The sequence below is a fragment of the Allobosea sp. Root483D1 genome (assembly GCF_001429505.1).
In the GTDB taxonomy this organism is placed as follows: Bacteria; Pseudomonadota; Alphaproteobacteria; order Rhizobiales; family Beijerinckiaceae; genus Allobosea.
This window is the reverse complement of sequence record NZ_LMJW01000021.1, coordinates 60,348-76,468: the sequence shown is the minus strand read 5'-3', so window position 1 is coordinate 76,468 and position 16,121 is coordinate 60,348. Positions and strand designations below refer to the sequence as shown.

General features: G+C 66.1%; 16 protein-coding genes. 9 read left to right on the top strand and 7 right to left on the bottom strand.

All coding sequences use genetic code 11. The features are described from left to right. Positions 1 to 29 precede the first annotated feature (29 nt). The 5 genes from mnmE to ASE66_RS22690 are packed head-to-tail and all read left to right on the top strand — an operon-like array spanning position 30 to position 5,673. Entirely contained in the window at positions 30 to 1,334 is a 1,305-nt protein-coding gene (mnmE, locus tag ASE66_RS22710; RefSeq protein ID WP_057192034.1) for a tRNA uridine-5-carboxymethylaminomethyl(34) synthesis GTPase MnmE, read from the top strand. Positions 1,335 to 1,380: 46 nt separating this feature from the next. After that, a complete protein-coding gene (mnmG, locus tag ASE66_RS22705; RefSeq protein ID WP_156412286.1) occupies positions 1,381 to 3,273 on the top strand; it encodes a tRNA uridine-5-carboxymethylaminomethyl(34) synthesis enzyme MnmG in 1,893 nt (630 codons plus the stop codon). 4 nt (positions 3,274 to 3,277) lie between these two features. Beyond that, positions 3,278 to 3,931 (top strand): 16S rRNA (guanine(527)-N(7))-methyltransferase RsmG, encoded by a 654-nt coding sequence (rsmG, locus tag ASE66_RS22700; protein WP_057192073.1) that lies wholly within the window; start codon positions 3,278 to 3,280, stop codon positions 3,929 to 3,931. Next, on the top strand, positions 3,931 to 4,761 hold the full coding sequence (locus ASE66_RS22695) for a ParA family protein (protein WP_057192033.1): 831 nt from the start codon (positions 3,931 to 3,933) through the stop codon (positions 4,759 to 4,761). Before rsmG ends, ASE66_RS22695 begins: the two co-directional genes overlap by 1 nt. A gap of 30 nt (positions 4,762 to 4,791) precedes the next feature. After that, positions 4,792 to 5,673: a ParB/RepB/Spo0J family partition protein gene (locus ASE66_RS22690; protein ID WP_057192032.1), complete on the top strand. Its 882-nt coding sequence runs from the start codon at positions 4,792 to 4,794 to the stop codon at positions 5,671 to 5,673. On the opposite strand, the gene holA is transcribed toward ASE66_RS22690, so the two are convergent. The 3 genes from holA to leuS are packed head-to-tail and all read right to left on the bottom strand — an operon-like array spanning position 5,674 to position 9,858. Continuing rightward, positions 5,674 to 6,696 carry a DNA polymerase III subunit delta gene (gene holA / locus ASE66_RS22685; protein ID WP_057192031.1) on the bottom strand — a complete coding sequence of 341 codons (1,023 nt, stop codon included), beginning with the start codon at positions 6,694 to 6,696 and terminating at the stop codon, positions 5,674 to 5,676. 11 nt (positions 6,697 to 6,707) lie between these two features. Beyond that, entirely contained in the window at positions 6,708 to 7,247 is a 540-nt protein-coding gene (gene lptE, locus ASE66_RS22680) for an LPS assembly lipoprotein LptE (RefSeq protein ID WP_057192030.1), read from the bottom strand. Continuing rightward, a complete protein-coding gene (gene leuS, locus ASE66_RS22675; RefSeq protein WP_057192029.1) occupies positions 7,234 to 9,858 on the bottom strand; it encodes a leucine--tRNA ligase in 2,625 nt (874 codons plus the stop codon). Before leuS ends, lptE begins: the two co-directional genes overlap by 14 nt. 114 nt (positions 9,859 to 9,972) lie before the next feature. On the opposite strand from leuS, the gene ASE66_RS22670 reads away from it, so the two are divergent. Next, positions 9,973 to 10,638 (top strand): YggS family pyridoxal phosphate-dependent enzyme, encoded by a 666-nt coding sequence (locus ASE66_RS22670; protein ID WP_057192028.1) that lies wholly within the window; start codon positions 9,973 to 9,975, stop codon positions 10,636 to 10,638. A gap of 21 nt (positions 10,639 to 10,659) precedes the next feature. On the opposite strand, the gene ASE66_RS22665 is transcribed toward ASE66_RS22670, so the two are convergent. Together ASE66_RS22665 and ASE66_RS22660 are read right to left on the bottom strand one after the other, a co-directional pair. After that, complete coding sequence (locus ASE66_RS22665; RefSeq protein WP_057192027.1) at positions 10,660 to 11,037, bottom strand: glyoxalase superfamily protein; 378 nt, start codon at positions 11,035 to 11,037, stop codon at positions 10,660 to 10,662. Between the two features lie 130 nt (positions 11,038 to 11,167). Continuing rightward, on the bottom strand, positions 11,168 to 11,722 hold the full coding sequence (locus tag ASE66_RS22660; protein ID WP_082613669.1) for a L,D-transpeptidase family protein: 555 nt from the start codon (positions 11,720 to 11,722) through the stop codon (positions 11,168 to 11,170). A 194-nt stretch (positions 11,723 to 11,916) separates the two neighbouring features. Here ASE66_RS22660 and ASE66_RS22655 point away from each other — a divergent pair, with 194 nt between their 5' ends. Both ASE66_RS22655 and ASE66_RS22650 read left to right on the top strand, forming a co-directional pair. Continuing rightward, positions 11,917 to 12,603, top strand: coding sequence for a response regulator transcription factor (locus tag ASE66_RS22655; RefSeq protein WP_057192026.1), 687 nt, complete (start codon positions 11,917 to 11,919; stop codon positions 12,601 to 12,603). Between the two features lie 5 nt (positions 12,604 to 12,608). Then, on the top strand, positions 12,609 to 13,073 hold the full coding sequence (locus ASE66_RS22650; RefSeq protein ID WP_057192025.1) for a cyclic nucleotide-binding domain-containing protein: 465 nt from the start codon (positions 12,609 to 12,611) through the stop codon (positions 13,071 to 13,073). Between the two features lie 6 nt (positions 13,074 to 13,079). Here the strand turns inward: ASE66_RS22650 and xth are convergent, their stop codons facing one another. Further along, the gene (gene xth / locus ASE66_RS22645; RefSeq protein WP_057192024.1) at positions 13,080 to 13,895 is read right to left on the bottom strand and encodes an exodeoxyribonuclease III; all 816 of its coding nucleotides are present in this window, start codon (positions 13,893 to 13,895) and stop codon (positions 13,080 to 13,082) included. A 482-nt stretch (positions 13,896 to 14,377) separates the two neighbouring features. Between xth and ASE66_RS22640 the strand changes: the two genes are divergently transcribed. Then, on the top strand, positions 14,378 to 15,013 hold the full coding sequence (locus ASE66_RS22640) for a DUF1062 domain-containing protein (protein ID WP_057192071.1): 636 nt from the start codon (positions 14,378 to 14,380) through the stop codon (positions 15,011 to 15,013). A 65-nt stretch (positions 15,014 to 15,078) separates the two neighbouring features. Here ASE66_RS22640 and ASE66_RS22635 read toward each other — a convergent pair whose 3' ends face one another. Further along, positions 15,079 to 15,915 (bottom strand): outer membrane lipoprotein carrier protein LolA, encoded by an 837-nt coding sequence (locus ASE66_RS22635; RefSeq protein WP_082613668.1) that lies wholly within the window; start codon positions 15,913 to 15,915, stop codon positions 15,079 to 15,081. Between the last annotated feature and the right edge of the window lie 206 nt (positions 15,916 to 16,121).

Below are 16,121 nucleotides of genomic sequence, written 5' to 3'. Positions count from 1 at the left end.
CGGAACTCCGACCCTGGCGGAAGCGAGCGGTGAAAGCCTATCCGACGATTGTGGCGCTGTCCTCCGGCGCTGGACGCGCCGGTGTCGCCGTGGTCCGGGTGTCAGGCGAGCGCGTCCGATTCGCTGTCGAAACGATTGCGGGGCCGGTGCCTGAAGCGCGCAAAGCCGCCTATCGGGCGCTGCACGATCCCGCCGGCGCGATCATCGACCATGGCCTTGTGCTGTTCTTTCCGGGTCCGGCGAGCTTCACCGGCGAAGACGTTGCCGAGTTCCATATCCATGGCTCGCGCGCGGTGTTGTCGCGACTGCTGTCCGTGCTGACCAACCTGCCCGGCCTGCGGCTCGCCGAAGCCGGCGAGTTCACCCGCCGCGCCTTCGCGGCCGGAAAGCTCGATCTTGCTGCGGTCGAGGGTCTCGCCGACCTGATCGATTCGGAGACGGAATGGCAGCGCAAGCAGGCACTGCGTCAGATGGAAGGCGCGCTCGGCCAGGCGGCCGGCGAATGGCGCAAGGCTCTGATCAAGGCAATGACGCTGCTCGAGGCCGAGATCGACTTTTCCGACGAGGGCGATGTCGGCGGTCCGCTGATCGCCGAAGCGCTGGCTGGGGCACGGGGCATACTCGGTAGCCTGCAGGTAGCACTCGGTAGTTTCGCCGCCGGCGAGCGGGTTCGCGAAGGCTTCGTCGTTGTTCTCGCCGGGCCTCCCAATGCCGGCAAATCGAGCCTGCTCAACGCGCTGGCCCGGCGCGATGTCGCGATCGTCTCGCCGATTGCCGGCACGACTCGGGACGCCATCGAGGTCAGGCTCGACCTGGGCGGTATTCCCGTCGTACTGGTCGATACCGCAGGCCTGCGCGAGAGCGGCGACGCAATCGAGGCGGAAGGCGTGCGGCGCGCTCGCCAGAAGGCGGCCCAGGCCGATCTGGTGCTGCGGTTGCGTTCGCCCGATTCGGAGCCGGAACGAAGCGAGTCCGGCACTACCGAGATCGCAGTTGTAACGAAGCTCGACCTTGGCGGTAGTGCTCGCCTCGGCGAGATCGGTGTGTCCGCCATGAGCGGAGTAGGACTACCCGAGTTGATCGAGCTCATCGCGTCTCGGCTCAGCAAGCTCGGCCAAACCGAGCCCGCTCTCGTCACGCGTGAGCGCCAGCGTGCGGCGGTGGCGGATGCTGTCGCTGCGATCGAGCGGGCCGTCCTGCTCCCGCACGAGCAGCCGGAGCTGATCGCAGAGGAGCTGCGCCTCGCGGTCAGGGCACTGGCGCGCCTGATCGGCAAGGTCGATGTCGAGGATGTGCTCGACAGCCTGTTTTCCGGCTTCTGCATCGGCAAATAGGCGGTTTTCATTGACCTCGCTGCCGGGCTTGGCTAGCGAATTGCTCATGTCGAATGCACAGGTGAACGGGCACTACGATGTGGTCGTGGTGGGCGGTGGCCATGCCGGGGCGGAAGCCGCGGCAGCGGCGGCGCGCGCTGGCGCCAGCACGGCTTTGATCACCCAGCAGATCGCCACGGTCGGCGCGATGTCGTGCAATCCGGCGATCGGGGGGCTCGGCAAAGGCCATCTCGTCCGCGAGATCGATGCGCTCGACGGGATCATGGCCCGCTGCGCCGACCAAGGCGGCATCCAGTTCCGCATGCTCAACCGGCGCAAGGGGCCGGCGGTGCGTGGGCCGCGTGCCCAGGCCGACCGCAAGCTCTACCGCGAAGCGGTGCAGGCTGCGCTCGCAGCCCAGGGCGGTCTCATCCTGATCGAAGGCGAGGCGTTCGATCTGGAGATCGTCGCCGGCGGGATTGCCGGCGTGGTGCTCGCGGATGGCCGTCGATTCGCCTGCGGAACGGTTGTGCTGACGACCGGCACCTTCCTGCGGGGCCTGATCCATATCGGCGAGACAAAGATTCCGGCCGGGCGCGTCGGCGAGGCGCCCTCGCTCGGCCTCTCCGCCACGCTGGAACGGCATGCTTTTCCGCTCGGTCGACTGAAGACCGGGACGCCGCCCCGGCTGGATGGCCGCACGATCGACTGGGCCAGCCTGCAGATGCAGCCGGGCGATGAGCCGCCGGAGCCGTTCTCGGCGATGACCGAGGCAATCACGACGCCGCAGATCAGCTGTGGGGTGACGCGAACGACGCTGGCGACACACGAACTCATCCGGGCCAATCTGCACCGGGCGCCGATGTTCTCCGGCCAGATCGAGGGGCGCGGGCCGCGCTATTGCCCGTCCATCGAGGACAAGGTCGGTCGCTTCGGCGATCGCGATGGCCACCAGATCTTCCTCGAGCCCGAAGGTCTCGACGATCCCACCGTCTATCCCAATGGAATCTCGACCTCGCTGCCGGAGGACGTCCAGCTCGGCCTGCTGAAGACGATCCCGGGCCTGGAGCGCGCGGTGATGTTGCGACCGGGCTATGCGATCGAATATGATTATGTCGATCCGCGCGCGCTGAAGCCGACGCTGGAGACGCGGGCGATCACCGGCCTTTTCCTCGCTGGTCAGATCAACGGCACCACCGGCTATGAGGAAGCGGCGGCGCAGGGTCTGCTCGCCGGCCTCAATGCTGCGCGCCGGGCCGGCGGCAGCGAGCCGGTCAGTCTCGACCGGACGCAATCCTATATCGGCGTGATGGTCGACGATCTGGTGACGCGCGGCGTTACGGAGCCGTATCGGATGTTCACCTCGCGCGCCGAATTCCGGCTGTCTTTGCGGGTCGACAATGCCGATGAGCGCCTGACGCCGCTCGGCATGGAGCTCGGCGTGGTCGGAGGGGTTCGCCAGCGGCGTTTTGAACGCCGTCAGTCCGAAATCGTTAAGCTTACCGAACTCTTACGCGGAAGAACTTTGTCGCCGAATCAAGCAGCTGCGGCCGGCCTGGAGCTCAATCGCGACGGGATCAGGCGCTCGGCTTTTCAGATCCTGTCCTATCCGGCTGTTGGTTTCGAGGCCTTGCTCAAGGTCTGGCCCGACCTCGCCGGCTTCTCCGAGACGGTGCAAGCGCGCGTCGCGGCGGATGCGACCTATGCGGTCTATCTCGACCGGCAGGCGGCCGAGATCGATTCCTACCAGCGCGACCAGGCCTTGGCGCTGCCGGATGATCTCGATCTCGACGGGATATCCGGCCTGTCGAACGAATTGCGGCTGAAGCTGCGCGCGGCCTGGCCGAGCAATCTGGCGCAGGCTGGCCGGATCGAAGGGATGACGCCCGCGGCCCTGACCTTGCTGGCAGTGCATGCGCGCAAGCACCAGGCCGGGCGCCTGGCCAGCGCTGAGGCATGACCCTGTGAGTTCTGTTGAAAACGAGGATAACCAGGACCGCCTACGCGCTTTTCGCTTGACGCCTGTTTCACGTGAAACAGAGGAGCGTCTCGCCATCCTGGTTGCGGAACTCAAGCGCTGGCAGCAGGCGAAGAACCTGGTCTCGGGCGCGACACTCGACGAGGTCTGGACCCGTCACATCGCCGATTCCCTGCAATTGCTCGACCGTGCGCCGCAGGCGCGGCGCTGGCTCGATCTCGGCTCGGGCGGGGGCTTTCCCGGCCTCGTGCTCGGCATCCGGCTCGCCGAACTGGGCGGCCATATTGATCTGGTCGAAAGCAATGCGCGCAAATGCGCCTTCCTGCGCCATGCCGCGCGGCTGACCGGCGCGCCGGTGACAGTTCATAACGCGCGGATCGAGGCCGTCGTCGGCGGCTTTGTCGGTAAGGTCGAGGCGGTGACGGCCCGCGCCCTGGCGCCGCTGCCGCTCCTGCTCGACTGGTGCAAAGAGCTGTTGAGAACCGGGGTGACGGGAGTCTTTCCCAAGGGACAACATCTAGAGGCGGAATTGACCGCCGCGTCTAAATATTGGAAGATTCAGGCCACAACGTTTCCATCCTTGACGGATTCGGCGGCCGCCATCCTGGTGATCAGCGGCGCCGAGAAACGGGCCGATTGATGACCGATTCTCGTCCTATCACGCTTCCCGCCGCGCGCCCGCGTGTGCTGGCGCTCGCCAATCAGAAAGGCGGGGTCGGCAAGACCACGACCGCGATCAATCTTGGGACAGCTCTCGCCGCGATCGGCGAGAAGGTGCTGATCATCGACCTTGACCCGCAGGGCAATGCCTCGACCGGGCTTGGCATCGACCGCAAGAGCAGGAAGGCGTCGACCTATGACGTGCTCTGCGGCGATATCGGGCTCGGCATGGCGATGCAAGCCACGGCTGTTCCTAATTTGTTCTTGGCGCCGTCGACGCTCGACCTGCTCGGCGTCGAGCTCGAGATCGCCAGCGCCAAGGACCGGGCGGTGCGCTTGAAGAAAGCGATCGACGAGCTGGTCGACGACCAGCGCTGCAGCGACCTGACCTATATCCTGATCGATTGCCCGCCTTCGCTCAGCCTGATCACCATCAATGCGATGACGGCCGCGGATGCGGTGCTGGTGCCGTTGCAATGCGAGTTCTTCGCGCTGGAGGGCCTCAGCCAGCTGCTCAAGACGGTAGAGCAGGTCCGGGCCGGCCTCAATCCGCGCCTGATCATCCAGGGTGTGGTGCTGACCATGTATGATCCGCGCAACAACCTCTCCGGCCAGGTCATGGCCGATGTCCGCCATTTTCTCGGCGACAAGGTCTACGAGACTGTGATTCCGCGCAATGTGCGGATCTCGGAGGCGCCGTCCTATGGCAAGCCGGCGCTGCTCTACGATCTGCGCTGCGCCGGTTCGCAGGCCTATCTGAAGCTGGCCTCGGAGGTGATCAGGCGCGAGCGCATGCTGCGCGCCGCCTGATCGGCACAAAAAGGTTCAAGAGGAATGGCAATGGTCGAGGAACACGGGCGCTCGCGTCTTGGCCGCGGTCTCGCCGCGCTGATCGGCGATGTCGGCGAGGAAATGGGTGCGATCGAGCGGGCGCGCGGACAGCGGAAGGTTCCGGTCGAGTTCCTGCGTCCGAACGCGCGCAATCCGCGCAAGGTCTTCAATGACGCGGATCTCGAGGATCTCGCTGCCTCGGTGCGCGAACGCGGCATCCTGCAGCCGATCATCGTGCGGTCGATCCCGGGCATGATCGACGCCTATGAGATCATCGCCGGCGAGCGGCGCTGGCGAGCGGCACAGCGGGCCGAGCTGCACGATGTGCCGGTCATCCTGGTCGAGGCCAATGACCGGGAAGCGCTCGAGATCGCGATCGTCGAAAACGTCCAGCGCGCCGACCTGAACGCGATGGAAGAGGCGGCGGGCTATGAGCGGCTGATCGCCGAATTCGACTATACCCAGAATGATCTCGCCAAGGTGATCGGCAAGAGCCGCTCGCATGTGGCAAACACGCTGCGCCTGAGCAAGCTGCCGGAGCCGGTCAAACTTATGGTCGGGGACGGCTTGGTCTCTGCCGGCCATGCCCGCGCCCTGCTCGCTGTTTCGGATCCGGAACAGGTCGCCAAACGCATTGTCGAGCAAGGGCTTACGGTCCGCGATATCGAACGGCTGGGCCAGGACGAAGCGCGCAGCGAGAACAAACCGGTGCGGGCCGCTGCGCCGAAACCGGAGAAGGATCCGGATACGCGCGCTGTCGAGAAGGCGCTGGAGGAAGCGCTCGGCCTCAGCGTCTGGATCCAGCATCGTGCCAATGGCGGCGGCGAGATGAAGATCAGCTACAAGACGCTGGAACAGCTCGACGCGCTCTGCCGGCGCCTGAAAGCCTGATCAGCGGGCCCTGCCGCCCATCCGGCTGAGCGTCCAGAGCGCGCGGGCGGCGATGGGCTTGCCCATGTCGCCGTCGCGGCGCACGGCCAACATCGCGGTTCCAAGGATCGTCACGGCGTCGCGCAATTTCGCGGCCGGCCAGGCGTTGAGAGCGGCTTCGGCCGTGGCGATGCGCGGATAGGGCAGGCGCATGGCGCCGACCGCCTCGCGCGGCGGCTTGCCGCCCTCGATGGCGAGTTTCGCTTTCAGCAGTGCCAGCGTGTGGCGCAGGACCGCACCGAGCAGCACGCCCTGGTCGAGCCCTTCACCCGCGAGCTTGGCGAGCGCGAGATCGAGACTTGGCAGGCGGCCGGCGAAGACAGCGTCGACCACGCCCGCCTGCTCGCGCTGGGCGGTGTCGCCGACGACGGCCTCGACATGGGCAGCGGTCAGGGCCGTGTCGCTGCCGGCATAGAGGATCAGCTTGTCGATCTCCTGGCGCGAGGTCTGGCGGTCGCCGCCGAGCAGGCTGGTCAGCAGGTCGCGCGTTGCCCGGTCGATGTTCTTGCCGGCGGCCCGCGTCATCTCGTCGACGATGGTGCCGAGATCGCGCGCGGCATCGCCATAGCAAGGCACCGCGAGCGCCGATCTGGCGCGCTCGCAGGCGGTGCGCAACGGGTTCGCCTTCTGGAGGTCACCCGCCTCGACGATGACGATCGCGTCCCGGGAAGGGGTGGCCAGCAAGGGTTCGACCGCGGCAACGAGCGGGCGCGAGGTCGGCGAGACGCGGATCGCGCGGCGCCCGCCAAACAGGCCGATCGTATTGGCCTCGTCGACCAGTTTCAGCGGATCGGAAGCGATCTGGTCGCCGTCCATGCGGATCAGCTGGAAGGCGTCCTGAGGGTCGTCGACACTGCTGCGGGCGAGTGTGGCCGCTCGCTCCGAGATCAGCCCGGCATCGGGGCCGTAGAACAGGAACAGGCGCCAGGCGGGGTCTGGACGTGCGAGCGCACGATCCGCCTCATGCGCCTTGATCATCGCCATCGAGAGCGGCCTCAGCCGGCGACGAGCGCAGCGGCGACGCGAAGCTTGATCAGCTGGGCGAGTTCCTTGGCGGCGCGGAGCTGTGCGTCGCGGGCCGCGCGCAACGAGGCGAAGCGCTGCTGCGACCGTTCATAGGGCGCCCGGACAACACTCTGGCCGGAGGCGATGACCTCGTTCGAGCCAGCGCGGATCAATTGCCAGTCGGCGGTCGCGATCAGAACGGCCGAATCGGCGCGGCCATTGGCATAGTCGACCGTGATCACCTGGAGCGATTCCCTGGTGGTCGCGCTGAGCTTCAGGATCTTCTGTCGATCGGGAGCGCCACCGCCGTCGAACTCGAAGACGAGCTCGTTGCGCAGATAGTGGCCGACCAGGCCCTTGATCTCCGGCACTTCGATGCCGAGCATGGCATTGCGGACATTGCCGCCGACCTTGCTGACCGTGCCCTCGCCATAGAGCGGCTGGAAACAGCCACCGGCGAGCGCGGCGAGGCCGAGTATGGCTGCAAGCGCCAGCGGACGACGGCGTGTCACGGTCTCAGACGACGACATTCACGATCCTCCCCGGCACCACGATCACCTTGCGGATCGGCCGGTTCTCCAGAGCCCTGGCGACAGCTTCGGAGGCGCGCACGATCGCCTCGACGGCCACCGTATCGGCATCGGCGGGCACCGTCACCTCCGCCCGCTTCTTGCCGTTGACCTGTACCGGCAGGACCTTGCTGTCGTCCTGCAACAAATCGGCTTCGGTCTGCGGCCAGGCGGCTTCGCCGGCAAGACCGGGCAGGCCAAGGGCCTGCCAGCATTCCTCGGCGAGATGCGGCATCATCGGCGCGACAAGCTGCGACGCGATCATGGCGGATTCATGCAGCGCGAAGGCGAGGTCGGCCGGGACATCCGCCGACTCGGCGGCCGCGTCGAGCGCTTTGCCGATGGCGTTGGCCAAGGTGTAGACATGGGCGACGCAGCGGTTGAAGGCGAGCCGCTCGATATCGCCGCCGACAGCATGCAAAGCGCGGTGGCTGGCCTTGCGCAGGGTCAGCGCGCCTTCGGATAGGGAAGCGGGGCGGGCGGGGTTGCCGCCGGTGCGCTCGCCGATCTCGCCCACGAGACGCCAGAGCCGCTGCACGAAGCGGGCTGCACCCTGGACGCCTTCGTCGCTCCAGATCACGTCGCGATCCGGCGGCGAATCGGAGAGCATGAACCAGCGGGCAGTGTCGGCGCCGTAGGAGGCGATGATGTCGTCGGGGTCGACGACATTCTTCTTCGACTTCGACATCTTCTCGATCGAACCGATCTCGATCGGCGCCCCGGTCTCGACGTCGAAGCCGCGGCGCTCGTTGCCGATCGCCTCGATCCGGACATTGCCGGGCTCGACCCAGGCGCCGTCTTCAGCCCGGTAGGTCTCGTGCACGACCATGCCCTGCGTGAACATGCCGTCGAAGGGCTCGTCCAGCCCGGTATGGCCGGTCGCCTTCATCGCGCGGGTGAAGAAGCGCGAATAGAGCAGGTGCAGGATCGCGTGCTCGACGCCGCCGATATACTGGTCGACCGGCAGGAAGCGGTCGACGGCCTTGCGGTCGGTCGGGCTGTCGGTGCGCCAGGGATCGGTGAAACGGGCGAAATACCAGGACGAATCGACGAAGGTGTCCATGGTGTCGGTTTCGCGCCGCGCCTTGCTGCCGCATTGCGGGCAGGCGACGTGCTTCCAGCTCGGATGATGGTCGAGCGGGTTGCCGGGCTTGTCGAAGGAGACGTCGTCCGGCAGCTTCACCGGCAGGTCCTGTTCCGGTACCGGCACGACGCCGCAGCTCTCGCAATGGACGATCGGGATCGGGCAGCCCCAATAGCGCTGGCGCGAGATGCCCCAGTCACGCAGGCGGAAATTGACCTTGCGCTGGGCGACGGGGCGGTTGCCGAGGGTCTCCGCTTCCAGCCGCCTGGCGACCTCTTCTTTCGCCTCCGGAATGGTCATGCCATCGAGGAAGCGCGAATTGATCATGCGGCCGTCGTCGACATAAGCCGTGTCGGTGACGACGAAGCTCGCCGGGTCGGTGCCTTCGGGGCAGACGACCGGGGTGTTGCCGAGGCCATACTTGTTGACGAAGTCGAGGTCGCGCTGGTCATGGGCCGGGCAGCCGAAGATCGCGCCCGTGCCGTATTCCATCAGGATGAAGTTCGCAACATAGACCGGCAAAGTCCATTTGGGATCAAACGGAAGGACGGCCCGCAGCCCGGTGTCGAAGCCTTGCTTCTCAGCCTTGTCGATGGCCTCCTGGGCGGTGCCGGTCTTCTTGCACTCGGCGATGAAGTCCTGCAGCGCCGGATTCGTTTCGGCGGCGGCTTTCGCCAGGGGATGATCCGGCGCGACGGCCAGGAACTTCGCGCCGAACAGCGTGTCGGGGCGGGTCGTGTAGACCTCGATCTCGTTTTGCTTCAGGGCGTTCGATTCGAGAGCGAAACGAACCAGCAGGCCTTCCGAACGGCCGATCCAGTTCTTCTGCATCAGCCGCACCTTGTCGGGCCAGCGGGTCAGTCCCTCCAGCGCGTCGTTCAGCTCCTCGCCGAACGCCGTGATCCTGAAGAACCATTGCGTCAGCTCGCGCAGCTCGACCGGCGCGCCCGAACGCCAGCCGCGGCCGTCGATGACCTGCTCATTGGCGAGCACGGTCTCGTCGACCGGGTCCCAGTTGACCTTGGCGGTCTTGCGGTCGACCAGCCCGGCCTTCAGGAAATCGAGGAAGAGCTTCTGCTGGTGCTTGTAATAGCTGGGGTCGCAGGTGGCGAGCTCGCGGCTCCAATCGAGCGACAGGCCCATCGACTGGAGCTGGCTGCGCATGGTCGCGATGTTGGCGTAAGTCCAGTCGCGCGGATGGACCTTGTTGGCCTTCGCCGCGTTCTCCGCCGGCAGGCCGAAGGCGTCCCAGCCCATCGGGTGCAGCACCGAGAAGCCCTTGGCGCGCTTGTAGCGCGCGACGACGTCGCCCATCGCGTAATTACGGACATGGCCCATATGGATGCGCCCCGACGGATAGGGGAACATCTCGAGCACGTAGTAGGGCGGCCGGGTATCGTCGTTGCGGGTCTCGAAGAGCTTGCGCTCATCCCAGACCTTGCGCCATTTCGGTTCGGCTTCCTTCGGATTGTAGCGTTCGACGGCCATGCTGATCGTGTGGTTCTTGCGTGAGCGGACTGGGCCGGACTAGGACACCATCGTAGCCGCCGGGTCAATGTTCGGAACGGCTTGGCGGGCGCGCACCAGGCGAGGACGGTCGAAATGTCGGATGTCGTGGCGAGACTTCAGGAAACGCGGGACGCGATCGCCCGTGCCGCGCGTGATTTCGGCCGCAAGCCGGACACCGTGACGCTGGTGGCGGTCTCCAAGACCAAGCCGGTGGAGATGATCGTGCCGGTCTTGAGCGCCGGCCAGGTCGATTTCGGCGAGAACTATGTCCAGGAGGCCAAGGAGAAGTGGCCGGCACTGCAGGAGCGCTTCCCGAGCGCTCGGCTGCACATGATCGGTCCGCTGCAGTCGAACAAGGCACGCGATGCGGTGGCGCTGTTCGACGTGATCCATTCGCTCGACCGCGAAAGCCTCGCCAAGGAGCTGGCGCGCGAGATCGAGCGCGCCGGCAAGGCGCCGGAGCTGATCGTGCAGGTGAATACGGGTACCGAGCCCCAGAAGGGCGGCGTCCTGCCGGCCGAGGCCGACGCCTTCCTCGAGCTCTGCCAGACCCGTTACGGTCTGACGATCGCCGGGTTGATGTGCATTCCGCCGGCCGAAGACCAGCCCTCGCCGCATTTCGCCCTGCTCGCCAAGATCGCCAAGCGCAACGGCCTGGCGATCCTGTCGATGGGCATGAGCGCCGACTACGAGGCGGCGATCCAGCTCGGCGCCACCCATGTCAGGGTCGGCAGCGCGATCTTCGGCGCGCGCGGCTGATCTCTCCGTTACGTCTATCGCCTAGATCGGCTGGCCGACGTCGATGCGGTTGCCGTCGGGATCCTCGAAGACGAAGGCGCGCAGGCCGTAATCCTGGTCGCGCAGGCCCTTGACGATGCGCAGCCCGTGGCCACGGCAGAGCTCGTGGAAGGCGTCGACATCATCGACCATCATATGGGCGATGTTGAAGGGCGCGGCCTCGTGATCCTTCTGCAAGGTCAGATGGATTTCGGCCTTGCCCTGCTTGAGGATCATGAAGCCGACCGGCTGGCCGTTCTCGAAGGTCTTGGTGAAGCCGAGCACGCCCACATAGAAGGCGCAGGCGCGTTCCATGTCCTTAACGGGGAACATCGCGGCGACGCGGCCGAAGCCGATCTCCGTCGAGGGTGAATCAGTCATTGCACAGTCTCTTGCTGGGAGCCGGCCTTACCTGAACGGGGCGGTGCCCGCGTAAGTCCAGCGCTCCTGAAATCATCGGCGAGACGGTGCTCGACGCCACTATCGCCGGCTTGCGCCGCGTTGCAAGCGGTTAGCGCACGATGATGGCGCAGCGCTGCGCCAGGCGCGGCAGGACCTTGCCGAAGATGTCGCCGGTCACGGCGACGCAGCCCGCCGTCGGGGTGAAGCCTGGCCGGGCGAGATGCCAGAAGATGGCGCTGCCGTGACCGCGCTGGACCGGCGCGTCGTTCCAGCCGAGCTCGACGATGACGTCGTAGAGGTTGTCGGCGCGGGCGAGTCGCTCCTCGGCCTCGCCCGGTGGACGGTCGATCAGGCGGTTGTAGCGCCGGTCGTTCTGGTCGTCGCACCAGGCGTCGCGCGGCGTGATGGCACGGACCGGCAGCAGGCTGGAGGGCCGGGGCAGCCTGTCGGCGCGGTAGAAGACCCGGCGCAGCGGCAGCCTGGCTCGCGGCGTGCCGCCATCGCCCTCACGCTTGGCGACGACGACGCCGGAGCGGCCGAGCGCGCAGGGGAAGACCGCGGAGCCGGCGATCAGGAAGCCCTGGCGGCGATCGCGCACCGAGCGCACCACGACAAGCCGGGTCAGCCGCCGGCTGGCCGCGGCGCCATCATCACGTTTTTTCACAGGACATCCATCTTGCGTGATCTGCCGCCCGTTTCGCGCCATCCAGCGCGCTTTCCGTTTGACCGGCTTCGACCGGACAGTCAGAATCTGCGCTCAACTCAATATGTTGGGCATGGTCTCCTCGCAAAGGTGGCTCCCACTTCCGCCGAACATGCTCTACTATTGCGCCAACGCAAACGGGCTGAATCGCCTTCATGTCTGCTACCCACCATATCCTGCTGGTCGATGACGACCAGACCTTGCGCGATGCGCTCGCCGAGCAGCTCGCGCTCTATGACGAATTCAAGGTGTCGTCGTCGCCGAACGCGACGGCGAGCCTGAAAGCCGTGCAGGCCGAGCGCATCGACCTCGTGGTGATGGATGTCGGCTTGCCCGACATGGACGGCCGCGAGGCGGTCAAGCTGATGCGCAAGAACGGCTTCAAGGGGCCGGTGATCATGCTGACCGGGCAGGGCTCGGACGCCGACACCGTGCTCGGGCTCGAAGCCGGCGCCAACGACTATGTGGTGAAGCCGTTCAAGTTCGCCGTGCTGCTGGCGCGCATCCGCGCGCACCTGCGGCAATACGAGGCGAGCGAGGACGCGATCTTTCAAGTTGGACCTTACACATTTCACCCGGGGTCCAAGCTGCTGGTCAGCGCCAAGGGCTCGAAGACCAAGCTCACCGAGAAGGAGACGGCGATCCTGCGCTTCCTCTACCGCGCCGGCCGCAAGCCGATCGCCCGCGAGACGCTGCTGCAGGAGGTCTGGGGCTATAATTCGCAGGTCACGACGCACACGCTTGAGACCCATATCTACCGCCTGCGTCAGAAGATCGAGCCGGATCCCGCCAATGCGCGGCTGCTCGTGACCGATGCCGGCGGCTACCGGCTGAATCCGTAGCCTGAATGTCGCTCAACGACGACATCGCGCTGCTGGCCCGTCAGCCGCTGCTGGGCCTGATGGATCGCGATGCGCTGCGCCTCGTCGCCTTCGCCGCCGAGACCCGGACCCTGCGTGCCGGGGATGTGCTGTTCCGGCGCGGCGAGGGCTCGGACGGGGCCTTTCTCGTCATCTCCGGCGCTGTCGCCCTCAAGCGGGACGATGACGGCAAGCCGGCGGACGAGGTCGTCGGGCCCGGCGCCCTGCTCGGCGAACTCGCGCTGTTCACGGCGCTGGAGCGGCCGGTGACGGCGATCGCGCGCGAGCCGACCCAGGTCATGCGCCTGGCGCGCAGCGTGATGCGCCGCGTCCTCGGCGAGTCGCCCGATTCGGCTCAGGCGATCGCCGCCGCGGTCGCTGAGCGCCTGCATGATTTCAACAGCGAGCTCGCCTCGGTCGGGGCTGCGCTCAGGGCGATCGACCTGCGCTGACGGTGGTCAGAGATCCAGCTGGACCGTCACCGGAACGTGATCGGAAGGGCGCGTCCAGCCACGGGCCTCGCTCAGGAACGAGAGGTCGCGCAGCGTCGGCTTCAGCCCGTCCGAGAGCCAAATATGGTCGAGCCGGCGGCCACGATTCGAGGCCTGCCAGTCGGCCGCGCGATAGCTCCACCAGCTGTAGAGTTTTTCCGGCTCGGGCCTGAGCGTCCTGGCGGCATCGGTCCAGCCGAGCTCGCTGCGCAGCCTCTCCAGCGTCGAGGTCTCGATCGGGGTGTGGCTGACGACGTCGAGCAGCTGCTTGTGGCTCCAGACATCGTGCTCATAAGGCGCAATGTTGAGATCGCCGACCAGAATGCTGGGCCGGCCCGCCGGGTTGCGGGCAATGCCCCATGCGCCGATGGCGTCGAGGAATTGCAGCTTGTGGGCGAATTTTGGATTGGCCTCGGGATCGGCGATGTCGCCGCCGGCCGGGATGTAGAAATTATGGATGGCAATGCCGGCCGCTGCCCCGGCGCCCTGGTCGAGCACGACGGTCATGTGGCGGGCGTCGTTGCGCTCGCACATCGCCATCGCCTCCTTTTCCGAGAAAGGCAGCTTTGAGACGATAGCGACGCCGTTATAGCCCTTGTTGCCGATGAAGGCCTGGTGGACATAGCCGGCCTCGCTGAAGGCCTTGGCCGGGAACTGCTCGTCCGGCGTCTTGGTCTCCTGCAGGCAGAGGACGTCGGGCTGGTGGGTCTTGAGGAACTCGGTGACCATGCCGATGCGCAGGCGCACCGAATTGATGTTCCAGGTGGTGACGGAGAGCTGCACGCAGGGGATTCCGGCGGAAAGGGAAGCCGGAAACTGGGTGGCCAGGCCAAGAAAAGCAAGGCTTCGTGCAGTGCCTTCCCTGCGCGCGGAACGCCGGGCGAGGTGAACCGCCTCACCAGCCGCATGACGTTGCACAAATACCTCATGCCGACGCTCTTCTCCTCGCCCTCCGCGCGAAGCTCCCTCTGGGGCGGATCATCTGCTATCCCTGCTTTCGCAGAGCGTTGGTCCACCGAGGTAGACTTTGCCTAAGTAAATCCGGTCTCGATCCAGTTTCACCCGTGCAGGCTGATGGCGACACGCTGTCGGCCAAAAAATGCGTTCGTCGGGTGGTGGCGAGACCGGTTTGGCATTGTTTTGATGTGCCAGTACAGCTCTCGCTGTCTCTGCTCTGCGACCCGCTAAAGCATCGCCATACCGCGCCCGGCCGGGCTTTCTCGCACGCCATCTTGGTGAACTTCCGTGAGGAAGACCAAGACATCATGTGCGATGCACTCCAGGTCAGATGGACCATCACTGCCAAAACAGCCCCTCAGCCGTGGATTGCTTGTAGCGGATGCGCGGGACTACGAGCTTTTCGACCCAGCGGGAAGATCAGGCTCAACGCCAATGGCCGCAGGCTCGACGCCTGGCTCATCTACAAATGCGGGGATTGCGACAGGACCTGGAACCGGCCTCTGTTCGAACGGCAAGCTGTTCGTAAGATCGATCCTGCAATTCTCGAAGCGCTTCAGTCCAACGACCCGAAATGGATTCGACGAGAAGCCTTCAATCTCGAAGCCTTGAAGCGCCAGTCGCCGCGCATCCACGAGTTTCCCGAGGTCGAGATCGCAAAGGAGGTCGTGCGCGACCCTAATGCCTGGACCAGGATCGCGATCGAACTGGTGGTCCCGTTGCCAACCAGCACGCGTCTCGATCGTCTCCTGGCGTCCGAGCTGGCGGTTTCGCGCACGCGGCTCCTGGCGCTGCAGGACCGGGGCGTGCTTCGGATCGAGCCGGACCGCACCGACGTCCTGCGGAAGCGCGCCAAAACCGGCATGATCGTCATGCTCGACCTGACGGCCGAGGCTGATTGCGCCTTGTCGTGGAGGTTTCAGGCGACGGGGACCGCGCCTTGAACAGGAGCACGGGGGGCGCGTACTCGCACCTCCGTCACTCCGACATGAAACGCGACGCTCTCAGCTCAGAGCACGCGCTCGTAATTAATCACGAAGTTCTTCTGGTCGGGCCGGCGCTGGGTGTCGAGATTGTAGACGGAGACCGAGGTCTCATAGCCCTGCGGGTCGATCACCACCCATTGCCGGAGCGCGTTGGCGGCGAGGTCGAAGTTCAGCGTGATCTTCGAGGTGCCGCCCAGGGTCGAGCGATCCTCGAGCTTGAGCGACAGGATGTCCCCCTTGGTGCTGACGCCGGTGACGATGGTGTCCTTCTCAAGGTTCATCTGCTCCTTGAGCAGGAACTTCAGCGGCGTCTGGCCGATCGAATAGAGATCCTGGGTCGCGAGCTTGCGATCGCGGATCGCGACCGACGTCCCGTCCGCGATGACCTCCATCGTCACCGGCGGCCGGTACTCGAAGCGCATCTTGCCCGGGCGCTGGATATAGAGCTTGCCTTCGAAGCGGCGGCCGTCAGCGGCGAACTGAATGAAGTCGCCCTGCAACGTCGAGAAACCGTTGAAATAGGCGTTCAGCCGCTCGACGGCCTCCGCCTTCGACAGAGGGGCGCTCGGCCGGGCCGGCTTCGCAGCGGGCGTTGCGCGCGGCTCGTTGTTCGCGGTGACCACAGGCACGGGAGCAGGGGCCGGCGCAGCCGCTTCGGCATGGACCGCGTCGGTGCGCGGCATGCCGAGGCCCGGCGGGCGGATCGGTGGCAACGGGATCGCTCGCTGTGCCGGGCGGGCAGCGACAGCCGGCTGGCCGCTTGGCTTGATGTCGAGCGGCTGGGCCAGGACCGGGCCCGACGCCAGCGCGAGCGCCAGGGCGGCGGCTGCGAGGGCTGGCATGGGCGAGAGAGTGGTCATGGAGCTCCAGTGTCCGGTTGGCGGTCTTCTGGCGGAATATCGTGCCGCCAAGGCTGGCCGGCAAGGGTTCAACGCATCAATCGGCCGTGAGGTTGCACCGGGCTGATGGCATTTTCAGGACCGGTTTCGCGCCATTCGGCCGCACCGGCCCCTTGGTTTCTACGCGATTGCGGACGCAGAACCGCTGCGCACTTCTGCTGGAATGG